Below are 18,767 nucleotides of genomic sequence, written 5' to 3' on the forward strand. Positions count from 1 at the left end.
ATGACACAAGCCTATTCCACGGTGACGCTCTTGGCCAGATTGCGCGGCTGATCCACATCCTTGCCCAGATAATCGGCCATCTCATAGCTGAAGAGCTGGAGGGCGGGCAGAGCCATGAAACCGGCCAGCGGCGCGGGCAGGGCGGGTATGCGCCAGATGTCGTCGGCATCGGGTTCGCGTCCGTCGTTGCACAGGGCGATGACCTTGCCCTGACGAGCCTTCACTTCCACCATGTTGGAAACGACCTTGGGATAAAGCTCATCGTCCAGCGCCAGCACCAATGAGGGGAATGCCGGGTCGATCAGGGCAATGGGACCGTGCTTCATCTCGCCCGCGGCATAGCCTTCGGCATGGATATAGGAAAGCTCCTTGAGCTTGAGCGCGCCTTCCAGCGCCAGCGGGAAGCAGTGCCCGCGTCCCAGATAGAAGAAGTTGCGGGCCTGCGCATATTTGCGCGAAAGTTCACGGGCGCGCTCGTGCATGGAGGGCAGAGCCTCGCCCAGCAGCACCGGCAGGCGTTCGAGCAGGGAGAGACAGCGGGCCCGGTCTGCCGGGTCCCCGTGATTGCGCTGTCCCCAGTACAGCGCCATGAGGGCCAGCATGAGCATCTGGCTGCACATGGCCTTGGTGGAGGCCACGCTGATCTCCGGCCCGGCCTGGGTCAGGATGACAGCCGAGGCCTCGCGGGCTATGGAAGAGCCTACCACATTGCACAGCCCCAGTACCGGCACGCCCTTTTCTTTAGCTATGCGCAGAGCGGCCAGCGTATCCGCCGTTTCGCCGCTCTGGCTGATGACGAGCACCATGTCCCCCTTGCCCAGCAGCAGACTGTCGCGGTAGCGGAATTCCGAGGCGATCTCCACCTGTACCGGGATCCGCGCCCAGTTTTCCAGCAGATGCCGCCCCCACAGGCCGGAATGGTAGGAGGTGCCGCAGGCGACGATGTGCAGACGATCCGGCACGGGCAGGGCGCCCAGCTCCGGCAGGCTGACCTTGCCGTCCTGCACGCGACCGCTCAGACCGTCGGTGATGACGCGGGGCTGCTCGAATATCTCCTTGAGCATGAAATGCCGGTAGCCGCCCTTTTGCGCGGCCTGCATGTCCCAGGTGATGGTTTGCACGGGATGGTGCACCGGGGCAAGGTCCTCCAGCCGCATGATGGCGTAGTCGCTCGCGGTACAACGCACGATGTCGCCGTCCTCCAGGAAGATGACCTGTCGCGTATAGGGCAAGAAGGCCGGGATGTCCGAAGCCACGAAATGCTCGCCGGTGCCGATGCCGAAGATGAGCGGCGCGGACATGCGGGCCGCCAGCAGGGTATCGGGATCGTCCCGATCCATGAGGCAGACGGCATACGCGCCGTGCGCCTGCCGCAGGGCGGCGGCAAAGGCCTTGAGCAGATCCGGCTCGCTCTTGCGGCATTCGGCAATGAGATTGACCAGCACTTCGGTATCCGTCTCCGAGTGGAAAACGTAGCCCTTGCCGAGCAGGTCCGCCTTGATCTCCTGGAAATTCTCGATGATGCCGTTATGCACGATGGCAAGTCTGCCGTCATTGCTGCGATGCGGATGCGCATTGCGTTCGGCCGGTTCGCCGTGCGTCGCCCAGCGGGTATGTCCCATCGCCGTGGTGGCGAAAGTCACGGGTTCGTGGGCGAGCTTCTCTTCCAGCGCCGCCAGCTTGCCCTTGGCCCGGATGACCTCCAGCTCCCCCTTGAGGACGAAGGCCACTCCGGCGGAATCATAGCCGCGGTATTCCAGACGGCGCAGCCCTTCCACCACGACGGGAACGCCCGGCCTATGCCCGGTATAACCAATAATGCCGCACATGCTCTTGCTCCTGTAAAAAACCCTGTCCCCATCCGAAGATGAGGGCAGGGGGATGTGTTGTGGGTGATGCGAGGGACGGTTAGTTCAGGATCTGCTTGATCAGTTCGGGATTCTGTTTGATCTCCGCCTTGCTCTGCAGTCCTTCCATGAAGAGCAGGAAAAGCTCCTCGCCGCGCCGATTGCGCAGCAGACCGTCAAAGCTCTCCTTCATGGCCTCCCATTCGGCGGGATCGGCTTCTTGCACGCTGTCCACCCGACAGATGAACGCGCCGGGGCCTTCCTTTTCGCTTTCAACGCGGAAAGCCTGCGGCAGCCACTTCTGAAGCGGCGTGGAAAAGACAGCCTGCGACAATTCGGTATTCGCCACAAAGCCGGGCAGGACCCCGTCACGTTCCACGGAAGCCGTGTCGAGCTTCACCTCCTTGCCGTCCTGCGCCCGCTTCAGCTCATCAGTCGCCGCCTTCAATGCGGATATGAGCGAGATCTTCGCTGTGAGGCGTTTCTCGATCTCCTCGCGTACGGCCTCCAGCTCAGGCGTGTGCGCCGGTTCGGCCTTGTCCACGCGCAGCACCAGATAGCTGTCTCCGGCTTCCAGAGCCGTGTCCACGGGATTGCCGCTGCCCGCATTCATGACGAGGGTCGCATTTTCCGCGGAAAGACCGAGGGTCTTTTCCAGTTCCGCAGCAGACAGCAGCTCCGTCTTTTCCGCCTTCAGACCGAAACGGGCCGCGCTTTCGCCAAGAGGCTTCTTGAGGATATTGTCCTCGACCAGTCCGTCCAGCGCGTCATTGAGCTTTTCCACACCGCGCTGCCGCGCCAGTTCGGCCCGGATCTCGCCTTCCACCTCATTGAGCGGCCGCGTCCCGGCGGCCTTCTTTTCGCTGACAAGGATCAGATGCAGGCCGAAGGGCGAACGGACGTTCTCGGAAAGCTTGCCGGGCTCCAAGGCGAAGACCGCTTCCTCGAAGGGCTGCACCGTCTGTCCATGCTGGATCCAGCCAAGTTCGCCGCCAGGCCCGGCGGCATTGGGGCCGTTGTGGGCATCGGCCACCTGAGCGAAAGGCTTGCCGTCCGCCAGCTCCTTGCGGATGGCGGCCATGCTTTCCTCGGCCTTCTTCACCTCTTCGGGCGTGGCCTTTTCTTCCAGCGGCACAAGGATGTGGGACGCCTTGACCATTTCCGGCGTCGCGTAGCGGGAGACATTTTTCGTGTATTCCGCCTCGACATCCGCCGCGCTGACGCTTTCCGGCTTCACCAGCAACATGGGGGACACCCTGACGTATTCCGCCACCACCTTGGCCGGAACGGCAAACTCGTCCTTGTGCTCCGCGTAGTAGTTCGAGATCCGCGTGTTCGTGAGCTTCACCTCAGCCACAAAACGGGAAGCGGGCACAAAGGCATAGGATATGGCGCGCTTCTGGCGCAGATACTGGAAAAAGGCGCGGGATTCGTCGCTGTTGCTCCAGATGCCCGCCCGGACAAGATCGTCCATCTTGCCCGCCAGCAGATCTTCGCGCAGCTTCTGCTCGAAGGCGCCCACGCTGCCGTAACTGTTTTCCGCCATGCGGCGGAAGATCTCGGCATCAAACGCTCCGTCCTTGTTCTTGAACACATCCACCGCTTCCACAGCCTGCCGCATCTCCTGCGCGGTCACGCTGATGCCCGCGCGTTCGGCCTCCTGTTCCAGCAGTTTCTGCATGATCAGGGCGGAAAGTACCCGCTCACCGATCTTCTGTTGCACGATCTGCTCGCGGGTGAAGCCGGGATTGCTGCGCTGGATGGCCTCCACCTGCTGCTGGTACGCCCGCTGGAAGGCCCCCGCGGAAATGCCGTCGCCATTGACCACGGCCACCACACTGCCGCCGCTCGTATCCGTGATGCTGCCAACGCCCCAGAAGATGAAGACAAGGATGATCAGGCCAAAAATCAATTTGACGCCCATGGATTGGGCATTGGTACGTATAAAGTCCAGCATGGCTACTCCGAAATGACGTCCTGACGCCGATAGCGCGCCGTAAAATTGCAGTTTAGCCGCATCGGCCCGGAAACTCAAGCGCGGCGGGCCGCAGAGGAGCGGGGGAGAGGACTCGGAGCCACCTGCCTGAATGACTGACCCAGGGCTTTTTATGGTGTCTGCAATGGAGCATGTTCAGATTGAAACGCTTCGCGTTCCAAACCATACGGCCTGTCGTTTCGCGAAAAAAACACAATCATTCCGCTTGCTTTGGGCTGGACGGCGCTGTGCCGCCGCCTCGCGTCTTGCCTTTTTGAGAGCCAAAACGCTCTCGAACCATCCTCTTTTGCACTACGCGTCAGCAGCCGCTTTGAAATTATAAATAAAATCGTAACTTATTGATTTTCAGGCAGCTGCTGTATGATATCTTCCAAGTCATCCCGTGTAAGTTCATTTGATTTTATTATTTCTAGCACATCACCTTTTGATAAGGGAAAGTGTTGCATCATCTCCTTGAGTTCGTCTTTGGTGATTTTATCCAGCCAGACTGGCGCTATATAATTCCCACCCCACTCTAGCTTCATGGGAATTTCTTCTGAATTAGGTATTCCTTTAAAATTGGCATAAATCATAAATCTACAAAAACCTTCTGGCATAACTTCATCAAGATACAGCACTGTACCAGGCGGTAACACATAAAAAGGGTTTCCCTCAATTTCTCTATATGAAATAAGCAAAGGTTCTTTTGTTCTATACATTTTCGTCTGATATGCGTGGTAGATATACTGTATAGACTCTACTAATGCCAACAATAGGATTATCAATAATACGCTCTTTATTTTTATGTGCATTTTTCTTTCCATATCCAAATTTTGTATCACCTTCCAGCATAGCCTGTAACATGCCAGGAAAAATACTTTTTTAGACATATACAAATTTAAATAATAAATCATAATGTTATCACTGATGATCATATTGGAAAATATACTAACAATATTTTAAAATTTTATATATTTACGTTATTTTAAATTATATTATAGAATTTTTTTTCAATAATAAATAATTCTTTCGCAATCAAAGTCATTTAGCTTCGAAATATGAGTCAATTTTTTTCCATGAATTCAACTCTCACTCTCATCCCCATTCAATCCCCAAAAATTTTTCTATAATATCCAAAATCGTATACATCGTCTTGATTAGTAGTTGCAAATATTAAAGATGAGTGTTCAAAATCCTTATTCTAAATAAGTAGATCTATCAATGATTCTATAAATTAGTAGAAGCTTTTAGTGTTGTTTCCCTGGACGTAGTGCTACCTTCCGAACTTTTTAACACGATATGTTATAGATAACTTTGGCTAAAGACATATCTGTAATAAACATAAAACGTTAATCAGCCAAGAAGCACATACCCCTTGGCTGATTATTCTTAGCGAGCTTACGCTCTGCCAGTTATTTCATCAATAACTACACACGTAAGCAAGATATAGCACATACTATTTTTTTATAATTCGGGAAATCAATTTTTTCATACCCTGTACTGCAAATCTTGGCAATATCGATTTTAGGTATTCTTTGATACCAATATATTCTTCAGCAATTATTCTATATTTTTCAGCAATTTCCTTGCTTTCTTCAGAAAGTATTCTATATTTCTCAGCCTTAGCAGAATATTCTTCTGCTGACAGTCTGTATTTTTCAGAATCTCTCTTAAAATTTTCAGCCGCTTTTCTACATTCTTCCACTTCAGTAAGAAGTAATTCTCGATGTCTTATCTTGTCAAATAAGTGTTGCAACTTCGGAGCAGTTTCCGTCTGTGCAGAAACTACTCTTCTAAAATAGTTTGCATATTCAGCTGTATAATGCCTTTCATAAAAATCAGCATATACTTTCGTATCTTTCTTTGGCGGAATATAGTACCAAATCAAAGATAATGCAGAGAACAAATCCTTTATAGACGCACGTGTTTCTTTATCTATAACTATTGCTGATATATTGGCAAGGCCATGATGAACATCTGGGAGCCTACAAATAATTTTCTTACCTTTTGCCACATCTAGTACTATTTTTGTGGCGTAAGCAAAAAGAGTACGATCATCATAAGGACCATCTGGTATATTTAGAGGGAGCTGTACGTCGTGCAGAACAACAATAGAGCCATCTTTCATATATGGCAACATTGCTATAAAATCGAGCAGCTCTCCAGGCAAACAATGTACGGTATCAAGAATGCAAAAATCGACATCCCCTCCTATTTCATCCGCCACCAAAGGAAATGTTGTTCCTAGAAACAGTTTCCACTGCGGGGATTCAGAAAAACTTTTGGAAGCTAAAAAACCACTTTTTTTAGTTTGATCTCTATAATAATCAACCAAATAATCAATAGAATATAATTTTGATTCTGGCAAATTTTCTTGCATATATGAAAGGAGCATCAATGTTGTAGCTCCAGCTGCAACACCTATTTCCAATATTTTCTTTGGCTTTTTTTCTTCAAGAAGACCAAAAAGAAATGCATTGTCAAATGCAGACATCTCACAATACGGTCTCCCATCTTCTACTGCTCATCTAGCAATTGCCAATGTTTTTTTCCAATCTCGAAGTTTAAAAAGTCATCCTTACTATACAATTCGCTATATCTCTCTTCCATCATAACCTCCATTTATGTTGTATCAACATAGAATGGTTCCTAGGGGCTGTCAACACTGTGCGAAGTCATTTTGGGGAACAAAAACCCTGGGCTGACGCAGAAAGGAGAACTGCCTCATAGCCGTAAGAATCCTTTGTTATTTAATAGTCACGGCTTTGTGGCTGGCGTTCGTGCATTCTCTTCCCCGACCACACAATCTTATTGAGAAAGACGACTGTGTCTACGAAGAGTATAAAAAAGCACGGAGACCATGCATGGTTTTCAATCCTTCGATTGAAGGAAATCATAGACTTTGCGCAACAAGCTTTAGTCGATAGGATGACCGGCCGCCCGGTATTCGTTGAGCTTGTTGCGGAGGGTGCGGACGGAGATGCCCAGCAGTTCGGCAGCCTGCGTACGGTTGCCTGCCGTGGCTTCCAGTCCCTTGATGATCATGAGGCGCTCCATCTCGTGGAGCGGGATGACGGCACCGGCAAAAGAGCCTGTATCCTGCGCCTGTCCGCCCGCGGCGGGCGTGGCGGCCGCTGTCGGAAGCGGGGCGGATTCCGCCGCATCCTGAGACGTTTCGCCAGCGACAGGCGTAACGACCGGTTTTTCCGACTGGCCGCCGTCTTCCCCCGCTTCCTCGAAAAGCGGCCAGCTGTCCTCTTCCAGCAGGAAGTGGCAGGGCTCTATGGGGCGTCCGTTGGCCAGCAGCACGGCGCGTTCCATGAGGTTTTGCAATTCACGCACATTGCCGGGAAAATCGTAGGTGGACAGCCAGTCTATGGCCGCCTCGGAAAGGGAGCTGGGCGGCAGCTGATACTCCCGCACATACATGTCCATGAAGAAACGGGCCAGCTCCAGCACGTCGTCGCCGCGCTCCCGCAGCGACGGCAGTCGCAGAGGGATGACGTTCAGACGAAAATAGAGGTCCTGCCGGAATTTCCCCTGTTTGACCCAGTCTTCAAGATTTCTGTTGGTGGTCGCGAGGACGCGCACATCCACATGGACGGTCTCCGTGCCGCCCACTCGGTCGACCTCGCTTTCCTGCAGCACGCGCAGGAGCTTGGCCTGCAGGGCCAGATCCATCTCGGAGATTTCATCCAGCAGGATGGTCCCGCCGTCCGCCAGCTCGAACTTGCCCAGCTTGCGGGAAATGGCTCCGGTGAAAGCGCCCTTTTCATGGCCGAACAGTTCACTTTCCAGCAGATGTTCCGGCAGAGCCGCACAGTTGACCGCCACGAATGGTCCACGACGCTTGCTCATGGCGTGCAGATAGCGGGCGAACATTTCCTTACCGGTACCGGATTCGCCGGAGATGAGCACCGTCGCCCGCGAAGTGGCGACCTGTCGCGCCAGCTTGAGCACGCGCGCGATGGCGGGATTATGCCCCACGATGCGCGGCCCGCTCCCCTGTTCGCCATACTGCGGCTTGTGGCCGCCCAGCGTGCTGCTGGCCGGGACCGGTGCGGAGCGCTGCGGCGTACGGGCCACCGCCTGGATGCGTTCCACATCGAGCGGCTCCAGCCAATAATCACGGGCCCCAAGGTGCATGAGGCGTTCGGCTTCCTGCGGGCTGCCCTTGTCGGTGATGACGATGACCGGGGGAAAATGCGGATCGTCCGCTCCTACGGCCAGCAGATCCTCGACCTTGAAACCCGGCAGGCTCGGACGAGCAAAAATGATGTCCGGCCCTGACTTACGGATAAAGACCGAGGCGCCCTTGAGATTTTCCGCAATGCCCAGTTCAAAACCGGCATCACGCAAGGGTGGGAAAATGGCCGTTATGGCCTGCGCTGGAGCAAGGAACAGCAAACGCCGCGTTGACATAACCAAGGGTATGTAACCCGTTGCGTCATACTTTGCAACACGGCAGAACTGTCCGGGGGTGACATTCCGGGAGGTTTTCCGTACAAAAATCCGTATGGAACAACAGCATCTTGAACAAATCCTCTCAGCCGTGGCGCAGGGAGAGATCAGTCCTGCCCTGGCTGCCCGTCAACTTGCCCAGTCCACCCTTGAGGACAGTCTGAGCGGACTCACCCTCGATACGCAGCGAGCCATGCGCACCGGTCTGGGCGAAGTGGTCTTTGCCCAGAGCAAAAGCGATGAGGCGCTGCTTGGCGCGGTTTCCGGCCTGCATCAGGACGGCAGCCCTGTCCTTGCCACCCGCGTCAGCCCGGAACAGGGGGATCTCTTGACCGGCGCTTTCCCGCAGGGCCGCTACTGGCCCATGACCCGTCTTTTCCTCCTGCCCCAGCGGCTGCCGGACGGCAGCAGCGCCAGCCCGCTGGAACTTGGCCCCCCCTGGCCGCAACAGGGGGACATCCTGGTGGTCACGGCCGGAGCGGCCGATATCCCTGTGGCCGCCGAAGCCTACGGCGCGCTTCGTTTCTGGGGGCGGGACTGCGGTCTGATCACGGATGTGGGCGTGGCCGGTCTGCATCGCCTTGCCCCCCATCTCCCGGCCCTGCGCGCCGCCCGCTGCGTCATCGCCGTGGCGGGCATGGAGGGGGCGCTGCCCTCCGTGCTGGCCGGACTGCTGCGCTGTCCCCTGCTGGCTGTGCCCACCTCGGTAGGCTACGGGATCGGCGCCGGGGGCAAAGCGGCGCTTTCCACCATGCTCTGCTCCTGTGTCCCCGGCGTGGCGGTGGTGAACATCGACAACGGTTTCGGCGCGGCCGCCTTTGCCGCCAAGATGATCCCTCCGGCGACTCCCGCCAGCGACGGACCGTCCGCCAAATAACACGCCACTTCCTTTCGTCTCAAAATATTTTCCGTTTGAGACGTTTTGCGTCCCAAACCATACGGCCCATCGTTTCGAGGAAAGAACGCGGTCTTTCCGCCCCGTTGGGCCGGGCAGCGCTAAGCCGCCACTTCGCATCTTTCCCTCTTCAAAGGCAAAACGCTCCAACATGCCCTGTCAGCCCTCCGGCCGACGGGGCATTTCGTTCGCGTACGGCACACAGCACACTCCAATGATGCCGCCCTTGCGAGCAAAATACCATCCCGCCTTCGCCTGCCGTCCCACGCTCATGCCGTGCCATTTCGGCAAGGACGGCGTGCGGCAGCAGCATCGTCCCAAACGCCGCCTTTCCTTCCCCCCATCTGCGTTACGCACCGTGAGGAAACATGTTGCGCGCAGAGAATCGTTTCAAATAAATATTATTATTTCAACATGATATAGTTATTACGAACAATATATACGATCACAGATGCCGCTTCAGGATGACGTGTGTCGCGACATCCCTGTATATCGCTCCCGGACATTCGCTGCCTGCCGTAGCGCATGACTGTTCGATCCTCATCCTCCATCCGCAAGCACAAAGCCAGGCGAACAATACATTTTCTATTTTTATTCAATAAAATCAGTATATTTTATTTATTATGCACAATATGAAACAGCCCATTACGCACATGCCCCTCCTACTGCCTCCCCCAGCTTCCGTCCCTTGCTGCACGTTCGCGAGGAAGAAGATACGGCAAAGTTATGAACGCTTTTCAGCGATACATAAAAAGCTTGAAAATTCGATGAGATATTCATTTTCTTACCAAAGATGACAGACATTTTTCCACAAAGGAAACAAAATGCTCATTTGCGGAGTAACAATATGTTGAGCCCAAAAAATAGAAAGAAAAACAGTGGATTAGTTCCTATTTCACAAAAATATCCTTTTGCTACCCTCTTAATAGGAACATAAAGAACACAAGACCTAACTCCCCAAACCAAGATGTGAAGCCGTCAGAAGGGCAAAGAGGCACGCCACATGCGGAAAAAATGTCCGCAGATGCCTGCCGAAAAAACTGTTATCCGGACTTTTTGAAACGAATTATATATTGATTCCAACTAGATAAAAATATTCCGCACATGGACCACATGTATTCCCTGTAACGCCCGCCACATATCCCAAGGCATCCGTGGAAAAAGCACATCCATTCCGCAGAGGCGACTCCTGCCTAGAGCAATTCCACATTGAAAATGTGGATTGCTCTGGTAGTCGCGAGAGCGACTACCCGCAACCGAACACACGGAAAAACCACACTTTTTCCGTAGTGTGAGGGCAGCGTTAGCATTGAGATTGGACACGATTTCAATGCGAATCCGCTCTATGGGAACAAAAAAAGGAAGAGAGGGGTTTCCTCTCTTCCTCAATGGATCGGGGGGAGAGCGTTTTACCTTGAAAAAGGCAAGACGCGAAGCGACAGCACGGCGCCGCCAGGCAAAAAGCAAGCGGAATGACAGCGCTTTTCCCACGAAACGACAGGCCGTATGGTTTGAAACACGAAACGTTTCAAGCGGAAAACGCTCTCTGTCTGGACGGACCACACGCCCCGGTCCGGCAAAGCGCGCCCGTGCCCGTCTACGCGGCAGGGGTCGTACCGCGCGTCATCGGCAAGTCGGTTACATTTTTTTGGAGAGCCACGAACGGCAAAAAACATTTCTCTTTGGCGTGTCCGTGCAAGAGGAACGTTCTCTCCTCATGTACGGTCACAGATCGACATCAAGATGATATCCCTTGTCGATAAAAAGATACCGGTATCCATGCAGTTCGCAGAAATGCTGATATCGCGCGTTCTCCTTGATGAGATACGGGATCGTACAGCCGTCATCGGAAATGCGTTTCTCAACGACATCCGCATATTTTTGTATCTGTGCGAAGTGACGCAGGATATAGTCCTTGCTCATCACGAGACAAATATATCGTATCTCCCTGAGATACTTCTCCTCGAAACTTTCTTTCCAGTCATGGGGGATGTAGCCGCCTTCAACGATGAGAGACTGTCGGTTTTCCACGGCAGTCTTTATCATCTCGCGAACTATGGGCCACAGATAGGACTCAAGTCGCGCATCGTCATAGGGAGTCAGCGAGGTGTTGCCGCTCCGTATCAGGCCCATCTTCAAAAGATCGATGGAAAGACACGGATAGTGATGGCGTTCGAGGAGCCTTTGCGCCAGCAGGGTCTTGCCCGTATGGGTAGCGCCTGTAATGATGATGACCATTGCGCCTTCTCCCGCCCGTAACGTCATTCAAGGGAAAACCGCCGCATGGCGCGTCCGCCTGACGGACAGGACGCATGGTCGGGGCCGTCCGGCAAAACGGTCCTCGCATTAGGTCCTGTCAACACTATTTGCAGTTTGTTTGGGGGAGTCAGGGACACGAGGCTACCCCGCCCCCATAGCAAGCTGAGCGTGTACGGACGATAGGCTTATCTATTGAAATTATGTGTAAAATTAGTGTCGACAAGCCCTGGATCGGTCCTCGTCCCGGCTCAGAGCACCACGTTGATGACCGAACCGGAACCTTCCATGCTGGCCGCGATGGCCAGCCAGTCAGGCCCGAGGAAGAAGGAGCTGGAGGTCCGTACGGCCAATGGGGAACTTGCGGTCACGGGATCCGATTCCCGTTCAGGATCGCCGCTGACCACCAGTATCTGCCCTCCGACCACACGCTGCCAAACGCCGCTCAACTGCTTGACTGGATCCACCAGCAACATGGTTCCCTCCCGAAAAAAGCCGCGGAGCGTCACACCCGCACCGGGGCGGACACGCCACGCGGACAGATGGCCGTCAGCGCTGCCGGCGGCGTTTGCCCTTGCCGTCCTCTTCTTCCTTTTCGTCCCGGACACCGGGAGAAGTCGACGGCGCAAGACTGACGATGCTGTCCACCGTATAGTCGGACAGGCTCTTCTCCCCATTCAGATAGGCGCTTTCCAGCTTCATGATCTCGCTGAAACGCGCCATGCTCTCCTTGGATACGGGCTTGCCGCGCGGGTTGATGGCCTTCACCGGATTGACGAACTTGCCGTTCTGCTTGAGACGGAAATCCAGATGCGGACCGGTGGAAAGGCCCGTGCTGCCCACGAAGCCGATGACCTGCCCCTGCCGGACGCGCTGGCCTTTCTTCAGACCGCGCGCATAGCCGGAAAGATGCGCATACCACGATTCCAGGCCCGCCTCGTGCTTGAGGATGATCTGATTGCCGTAGCCGCCGGCCCAGCCGCGCTTGATGACCACGCCGTCCCCCACGGCCTTGACGGGCGTCCCCGTGGGCGCGCCATAGTCCACGCCGAGGTGCGGACGGCTGTAGCCCAGCACCGGATGCTTGCGGTTGTGGCTGAAGCGCGAGGTTATGCGGGTGAAGGACAGGGGGGCCTGGAGCAGGGTCTTGCGCAGGTTCTCGCCCTTGCGGTTGTAGTACTGCGGGCGCTCCTTGCCGTCCTTGAAATAGAAGGCTTCAAAGGTCTTGCCCTGATTGGTGAAGGTCGCGGCGAGGATGCGCCCATAGCCCTTGTATTCGCCGTCCCGATAGCGCTTTTCCACCAGCACGCTGAAGCTGTCGCCGGGCTGGAGGTCGCGGATGAAGTTGATCTCCGACCCAAAGAGTTCGGCCAGCAGGATGGCGATCTGCGGACCTTCCCCCATGTCGGCCACGGCCTGGAAGAGGTTGTCCTCGATCTCCGCCTTGATGGTCTCCAGCAGGACCACATATTCGATGCGTTCCACCCGGGCGACCGGCTCTTCCATGCCTTCCACCACGAGGCGGCTGTTTCCGTCGATCTCGTATTCAAAGCGCTTGACGCGGCCGGTGGCGTTGTCCGTCACCACCACATACGGTTGCCCGGCGCGGAACGCCCGCAGGGAAAAGACCTGCTTGACCGCATTGGCGTATTCAAAGGAGCCTTCCGTGCTGACGCTTTCCAGCACTGTGCTGAGGGTGTCCCCCTTCTCCACGGTGCCGTGCTTCACGGCGTCCCCGGCGGGCGGGGCGGCTTCCGCGCGGGCATCAGGGGCTTGCAGAGGATCGCTCGCCGCGTCGCCTTCCGCCGCATCCTCAGGCGCGGGGAGGCTTTCCTTCCCGGCGGAAGGGGATCCTCCCTCCTTTTCCGCCTCCGGTGCGGCGGGTATCCCCGAAGAAGGAGACTTTCCCGCTTCCTGCCGGAGCGGTTCAGGGGCCTGTGCGGGCGGGCGCTGCGCCTGCCCGCCGGAAATGCCGAGCTGCACCGCGCTGACGATACCGATGAACACCAGCAGGACGATCAGGATGAACCAGATTCGTTTCATATATTTTTTCCGTTAGCTCTCCGGATGCAATATATACCCCGCCGCCATATTTCTGTCCAGCATCCTCCCGTCCTCCCGCTTTCCCGCTCCGCCGGACCGTCACCCCCTGCCCGGCGGCCACGGGACCGGCCGTGGGAGGGGGCTTTTCCACACTTGTTTCAACGGGAAAAATCGCCTATATTCTTCCTTTGCTTCGCGCGGAATCGCGCGGCCGGGAAAGCACCTTGAGCGACAGGCATACATCCCTTTCTCCTCCAGACCTGCTGCGCCGCATGGACGAGGCGCTGGAGCAACGTCTCCCGCATGAGCCGCGTCCCTGGCTGCACGGTCTTGGCGTGCTGGAAGCTGACGGAGCCGTGGAGATCATATTCCCTCACGCCCTGTACGAGCGTTTTTTCTCCCCGTACCGGCAGATCTTTGAAACGGCGCTGCGGCAGTGCCTTCCGCCGGGGACGCAGGTCCGTTACCGTACGGACGTCATCCCCCGCCCGCGGACAGGCCCCGACGCAACGGTCTTCCCGACGGCAGCGGACAGGCGGACGAACGAGCGGCAGCCGGGATCCCCGGACGGCATCATCCTGCCTGACGGACATACGCCTTCCCAGCCCGGTACGCACAAGACGCTGGACGATTTTCTCTGCAATGCCAAGAATGCCTTTCCTCTGGAAGCCATGCGCCGCATCGTCGGCCATGCTCCCGGGTCCGTATTCCAGCCGCTGCTGTTGTACGGGGGGAGCGGCACGGGCAAAAGCCATCTCCTTTCCGCCGTGGGATCCGCCTACGCCCGGCAGGGATTGCGGGTCCTGGCGCTGCCGGCGGCACGCTTCTGTCGTCAGGCGGAGGGGTGGGCACGTCTGCCGGAACGCTTCTGGCAGACCGTCGATGCGCTGCTGCTGGACGATCTTCAGGAGATCATCGGACAGGAACGATGGCAGGGACATCTCGTCTCCCTGCTGGATCACTGCCCGCCGCAACGACAGGCGCTCTTTGCCCTGACCGGCACGGCACAGACGTTCAAAAGCCTGCAAAGCCGGCTGACCGGACGTCTGGAAAGCGGACTGGTGACGGAACTGCTGGAACCGGATCTGGAGATCCGCCTGCGATATCTGCAGGAGACATGCCGCCTGCACAAGCTGCCCCTTTCCCACGAGGAGCAGCTTTTTCTGGCCCGGCGCTGTCGCCAGTTCCGGCTGCTGCAGGGCATGATGCTCAAGGCGGCGGCCTTTGCCGAGATGCGGCAGGGCAGCCTGAGCCGGGAAGATATCGAGAACATCGCCCGTACCGGCGGGACGGAACCGGCCATCGGCCACCGGGAGATCGTGGAAGAGATCTGCCGCCTCTACGCCCTGCGCCCCGAAGAAGTGCTGGGCAACGGCAGACGCCCGCAGCTCGTGCTGGCCCGGCAGATAGCCATGTACGTCTGTCGTCGCCGTCTGGGGCTCTCCTATCCGGAACTGGGGCGCATGTTCGGAGGACGCGATCATAGTACGGTCGTCCATGCCGTTAAAAAGATTAAACAAATGCTGGAAAGTAACAAAGAAGTGCAGAACGTGGTCGCCGCCCTGGAAAAAAGCGCACCATGAGGAACACGCTCCCCGGACACGGGGCCGGGAAACGTGCCTGACGTTCCCGGGGGATGCCTGTCGGTGTCAGTAAAAAATCAAGACATCAAGGCAGGTTGGATGAGTTGGCAACAAAGAGTGACTGCCTATTATCACGAGGATTTCTTGTATGAAACTTACCGTAAACAAAGAACGCATCATCGACGGTCTGCTCAAGGCGGCAGCCATCATCCCCGCCAAGGCCGGCGCGGCCTATCTGCGTTCCATCTGGCTCCGGGCGGAAGAAGGCCATCTCTCCATCATGGCCACGGATGCCAACATCGAATTTACCGGCCGCTATGAAGCGGACGTGCAGCAGAGCGGTCTGGTAGGCGTACAGGGACGCTCCTTTGTGGATCTGGTGCGTCAGCTCCCCAACGGACCGCTGCGTCTCAGTCTGGACGCGGGCGGCAAGACCCTGCTTCTGGAACAGGGACGCCGTTCATACAAATTGCCGGTCAACGGGGAGGAGTTGTTCCAGAATTTCTCGGCCTTCCCGCAGGGCAATGCCGTCACCTGGTCCGGCGATTTCCTGCAGGACCTGCTGGACAGGGTCGTTTTCTGCATCAGTGACGACGATTCCATGGACGCCATCGCCTGCCTGTACATGAAGCCCACGGGCAACGGACGTATCGACGTCTGCGGCCTCAACGGCCATCAGTTCGCGCTCGTTTCCTTCACGCATGACGAACTTGCCGGACGCCTGCCGCAGGAAGGGGTGCTCATCCAGAAAAAGTATCTGCAGGACCTCAAGAAATGGCTGGGCATGGACGAGATCGAACTGGACATCACGGACAAGCGTCTCTACCTGCGCACGCTGGACGGCGCGGAGAGCCTGAGCCTGCCGCGTGCCGGACATCAGTATCCCGACTACAATGTCTTCCTGAGCCGTCTGGAAGGGGAGGGCGCGAGCCGTCTGACCCTGACCCGCAAGGATGCCATGGAAGCCCTGGGCCGTATCCTCATCTTCAATACCGAGAGCGACCGCTGCACCTATCTCGACCTTTCGGCGCAGGAAGCCGTGCTCCATGCGCAGGGCCAGGAGATCGGCTCGGCCAGCGAGAGCCTGGAAGTGGGTTACGAAGGGGACATAGAGCGCATCGCCTTCCCCACGCGCAATCTCATGGACGTGCTGGGACATTTCGCCTCGTCCTCGGTGACCATGACCATGACCGGCGCGGAAGGGGCCTGCGGCATCCGCGGCGAGGAGGATCCGGACTATACAGTGATCATCATGCCCATGAAGGTCTCTGAAACCACTTATTACAGCGAGGAAGACGTCTAATGGCTCCCGAAAATGCCGGCGGCTACAATGCCGCATCCATCACCATTCTCGAGGGGCTCTCGGCCGTACGCAAGCGTCCGGCCATGTACATCGGTTCCACGGACGTGCGCGGCCTGCATCACCTCGTCTACGAAGTGGTGGACAACTCCATCGACGAGGCCATGGCGGGCTATTGCACGTCCATCACCGTCATCCTCCATGCGGACAATTCCGTCACCGTCCGCGACGACGGTCGCGGCATCCCGGTGGACATCCACCCCAAGGAAGGCGTGCCCGCCGTCCAGGTGGTCATGACCAAGCTGCACGCCGGCGGCAAGTTCGACAATACGAGCTACAAGGTCTCCGGCGGTCTGCACGGGGTGGGCGTATCCTGCGTCAATGCCCTGTCCGAGTCCCTGACCGTGACCGTGCGGCGCGACGGCAAGCGTTACCGTCAGCACTATGCGCGCGGCGTGCCGCAGGACGAACTGACCGTCATCGGTGACAATGTGGACGGTCATGGCACCACCGTCACCTTCAAGCCGGATGAAGAGATTTTCGAGGTGCTGGAATTTTCCTACGAGACGCTGAAAAAGCGTTTCGAGGAACTGGCCTACCTCAATCGCGGTCTGACCATCGAATGCATCGACGAGCGCACGGGCCAGGAACACATTTTCCACGCCGAGGGCGGCATCCGTCAGTTCGTGACCGATCTCAACGAGGGGGAAACGCCCCTGCATCCGGTCATCGACTGCGAAGGGCTGCAGGATAATGTGACCGTGGATTTTGCCATGCAGTACACCACGGCCTACAAGGAGAACATCCATACCTTTGCCAACAACATCCGCACGGCCGAGGGCGGCACGCATCTGGTGGGCTTCCGCACGGCGCTCACCCGCGCCATCAACGGCTATGTGAAAAATCAGCCGGATCTGACCAAGAAGCTCAAGGGCACCGTGCTGTCCGGCGACGACGTGCGCGAAGGCCTCACGGCCATCATCAGCGTCAAGCTGCCGCAGCCGCAGTTCGAGGGCCAGACCAAGACCAAGCTGGGCAACAGCGAAGTGGCCGGCATCGTGGCGGGCGTCGTCTACGACAAGCTCAACGAATATTTCGAGGAGAACCCCAAGGACATCCGCACCATCGTGGAAAAGGCCATGGACGCCGCGCGGGCGCGTGACGCCGCCCGGCGGGCCAAGGAACTGGTGCGCCGCAAGGGGGCGCTCTCGGACAACGCCCTGCCGGGCAAGCTGGCTGACTGCCAGAGCAAGGACCCGGCCGAGTCCGAGCTTTTCATCGTGGAAGGCGATTCGGCAGGCGGCTCGGCCAAGCAGGGACGCAATCCCCGCAATCAGGCCATCCTGCCCCTGCGCGGCAAGATCCTCAATACCGAGCGCACGCGCTTCGACAAGATGCTGGCCAACAAGGAGGTGAAAAACCTCATCACGGCCATGGGCGCGGGCATAGGTGAAGGGGATACGGACCTCGACAAGCTGCGGTACCACAAGATCATCATCATGACCGACGCCGATGTGGACGGCGCGCACATCCGCACCCTGTTGCTGACCTTCTTTTTCCGGCAGTATCAGGAGATGGTGGAAAAGGGCTACGTCTACATCGCCCAGCCGCCGCTCTATCGCGCGCACAATGCCCGTTTCGAGAAGTTCATCAAGGACGACGCGGAACTCAACGACTTCCTGCTCAACCGCGTCAGCGAGGATGTGACCATCGTCGCTGAGAACGGCACGGAATACTCGGGCACGAAGCTGCTGGACCTCATGCGTCACATCGAGAAGCTGGAAAGCCGCGTGACGGATGCCGAGAGCACCGGCATGGCCCGTGATCTCTTCCTGGCGCTGACGACCTATCCGCACTTCGTGGATGCGGACCTCATCCAGTCCGGGGACGAAGCCCTGCTGGCCTGGCTCAACGAACGCGGCTATCTGCTGACGCTCTCGCGCGAGGCCGACGAGGACGGTGAGGAGCGCGTCTTTGCGGTCTTTGAGAATACCGGGAGCCATCATACCCGGCGCGGCATGGAATTCTTCGCCTCCCGTCTGTACCGGCAGACGCGGCAGCTCTTCGACGAACTGCGGGAGCAGTGCGGCGGCTTCAGCTTCAGCCTGCGCCGCAAGGACGGCGAGCAGGCGGCGGACGATGTGTTCAGCCTGCTGCGCCTGACGCTGGAAGAAGCCCGGCGCGGCATCAACATCCAGCGCTACAAGGGTCTTGGGGAAATGAATCCCGAACAGCTCTGGGTGACGACCATGAATCCCGAGAACCGCGTCCTTCTTCAGGTCTCCGTGGAGGATGCCAACGAGGCCTCCGACGCCTTCGAGGAACTCATGGGGGATCGTGTGGCCCCGCGGCGCGAGTTCATCGAGCGCAATGCCCTGAGCGTGCAGGATCTGGATATCTAGCTGGC

12 protein-coding genes are annotated in these 18,767 nt (G+C 57.1%); 4 read left to right on the forward strand and 8 right to left on the reverse strand.

All coding sequences use genetic code 11. The annotated features are described in order from the left end of the window. Nucleotides 1-11 precede the first annotated feature (11 nt). The 5 genes from glmS to Q0K00_RS01735 form a co-directional block, all read right to left on the reverse strand. Nucleotides 12-1,829 (reverse strand): glutamine--fructose-6-phosphate transaminase (isomerizing), encoded by a 1,818-nt coding sequence (glmS, locus tag Q0K00_RS01715; RefSeq protein WP_297226887.1) that lies wholly within the window; start codon nt 1,827-1,829, stop codon nt 12-14. A 79-nt stretch (nt 1,830-1,908) separates the two neighbouring features. Next, a complete protein-coding gene (locus Q0K00_RS01720; protein ID WP_297226889.1) occupies nt 1,909-3,804 on the reverse strand; it encodes a SurA N-terminal domain-containing protein in 1,896 nt (631 codons plus the stop codon). Between the two features lie 374 nt (nt 3,805-4,178). Then, a complete protein-coding gene (locus Q0K00_RS01725) occupies nt 4,179-4,757 on the reverse strand; it encodes a hypothetical protein (protein WP_297226890.1) in 579 nt (192 codons plus the stop codon). A gap of 521 nt (nt 4,758-5,278) precedes the next feature. Continuing rightward, nucleotides 5,279-6,316, reverse strand: coding sequence for a class I SAM-dependent methyltransferase (locus tag Q0K00_RS01730; protein WP_297226892.1), 1,038 nt, complete (start codon nt 6,314-6,316; stop codon nt 5,279-5,281). Between the two features lie 422 nt (nt 6,317-6,738). After that, complete coding sequence (locus Q0K00_RS01735) at nt 6,739-8,244, reverse strand: sigma-54 dependent transcriptional regulator (protein ID WP_297226894.1); 1,506 nt, start codon at nt 8,242-8,244, stop codon at nt 6,739-6,741. 94 nt (nt 8,245-8,338) lie between these two features. On the opposite strand from Q0K00_RS01735, the gene larB reads away from it, so the two are divergent. Beyond that, a complete protein-coding gene (gene larB / locus Q0K00_RS01740; protein WP_297226896.1) occupies nt 8,339-9,160 on the forward strand; it encodes a nickel pincer cofactor biosynthesis protein LarB in 822 nt (273 codons plus the stop codon). A gap of 1,743 nt (nt 9,161-10,903) precedes the next feature. Here larB and Q0K00_RS01745 read toward each other — a convergent pair. The 3 genes from Q0K00_RS01745 to Q0K00_RS01755 form a co-directional block, all read right to left on the reverse strand. After that, complete coding sequence (locus Q0K00_RS01745; protein WP_297226898.1) at nt 10,904-11,416, reverse strand: AAA family ATPase; 513 nt, start codon at nt 11,414-11,416, stop codon at nt 10,904-10,906. A 269-nt stretch (nt 11,417-11,685) separates the two neighbouring features. After that, nucleotides 11,686-11,910, reverse strand: a complete 225-nt coding sequence (locus Q0K00_RS01750; protein ID WP_297226900.1) for a hypothetical protein — start codon at nt 11,908-11,910, stop codon at nt 11,686-11,688. A 73-nt stretch (nt 11,911-11,983) separates the two neighbouring features. After that, a complete protein-coding gene (locus tag Q0K00_RS01755; RefSeq protein WP_297226902.1) occupies nt 11,984-13,477 on the reverse strand; it encodes a peptidoglycan DD-metalloendopeptidase family protein in 1,494 nt (497 codons plus the stop codon). Nucleotides 13,478-13,701: 224 nt separating this feature from the next. Between Q0K00_RS01755 and Q0K00_RS01760 the strand changes: the two genes are divergently transcribed. From Q0K00_RS01760 to gyrB, 3 genes are all read left to right on the forward strand, one after another. Continuing rightward, complete coding sequence (locus tag Q0K00_RS01760) at nt 13,702-15,060, forward strand: DnaA/Hda family protein (RefSeq protein ID WP_297226905.1); 1,359 nt, start codon at nt 13,702-13,704, stop codon at nt 15,058-15,060. A 148-nt stretch (nt 15,061-15,208) separates the two neighbouring features. Next, the gene (gene dnaN / locus Q0K00_RS01765; RefSeq protein ID WP_297226906.1) at nt 15,209-16,363 is read left to right on the forward strand and encodes a DNA polymerase III subunit beta; all 1,155 of its coding nucleotides are present in this window, start codon (nt 15,209-15,211) and stop codon (nt 16,361-16,363) included. Next, entirely contained in the window at nt 16,363-18,762 is a 2,400-nt protein-coding gene (gene gyrB / locus Q0K00_RS01770; protein ID WP_297226908.1) for a DNA topoisomerase (ATP-hydrolyzing) subunit B, read from the forward strand. The genes dnaN and gyrB overlap by 1 nt, the downstream gene beginning before the upstream one ends. Nucleotides 18,763-18,767: the final 5 nt, after the last annotated feature.

The sequence above is a fragment of the uncultured Desulfovibrio sp. genome, from assembly GCF_944327235.1.
Classification (GTDB): Bacteria; Desulfobacterota; Desulfovibrionia; order Desulfovibrionales; family Desulfovibrionaceae; genus Desulfovibrio.

What these genes read in the sequence shown, in the direction of transcription:
- glmS (WP_297226887.1), bottom strand. Translation starts at nt 1,829, where the DNA reads ATGTGCGGCATTATTGGTTATACCGGGCATAGGCCGGGCGTTCCCGTC.
- Q0K00_RS01735 (WP_297226894.1), bottom strand. Translation starts at nt 8,244, where the DNA reads ATGTCAACGCGGCGTTTGCTGTTCCTTGCTCCAGCGCAGGCCATAACG.
- larB (WP_297226896.1), top strand. Translation starts at nt 8,339, where the DNA reads ATGGAACAACAGCATCTTGAACAAATCCTCTCAGCCGTGGCGCAGGGA.
- Q0K00_RS01755 (WP_297226902.1), bottom strand. Translation starts at nt 13,477, where the DNA reads ATGAAACGAATCTGGTTCATCCTGATCGTCCTGCTGGTGTTCATCGGT.
- gyrB (WP_297226908.1), top strand. Translation starts at nt 16,363, where the DNA reads ATGGCTCCCGAAAATGCCGGCGGCTACAATGCCGCATCCATCACCATT.
- dnaN (WP_297226906.1), top strand. Translation starts at nt 15,209, where the DNA reads ATGAAACTTACCGTAAACAAAGAACGCATCATCGACGGTCTGCTCAAG.
- Q0K00_RS01720 (WP_297226889.1), bottom strand. Translation starts at nt 3,804, where the DNA reads ATGCTGGACTTTATACGTACCAATGCCCAATCCATGGGCGTCAAATTG.
- Q0K00_RS01730 (WP_297226892.1), bottom strand. Translation starts at nt 6,316, where the DNA reads ATGTCTGCATTTGACAATGCATTTCTTTTTGGTCTTCTTGAAGAAAAA.
- Q0K00_RS01745 (WP_297226898.1), bottom strand. Translation starts at nt 11,416, where the DNA reads ATGGTCATCATCATTACAGGCGCTACCCATACGGGCAAGACCCTGCTG.
- Q0K00_RS01750 (WP_297226900.1), bottom strand. Translation starts at nt 11,910, where the DNA reads ATGTTGCTGGTGGATCCAGTCAAGCAGTTGAGCGGCGTTTGGCAGCGT.
- Q0K00_RS01725 (WP_297226890.1), bottom strand. Translation starts at nt 4,757, where the DNA reads ATGATCATCAGTGATAACATTATGATTTATTATTTAAATTTGTATATG.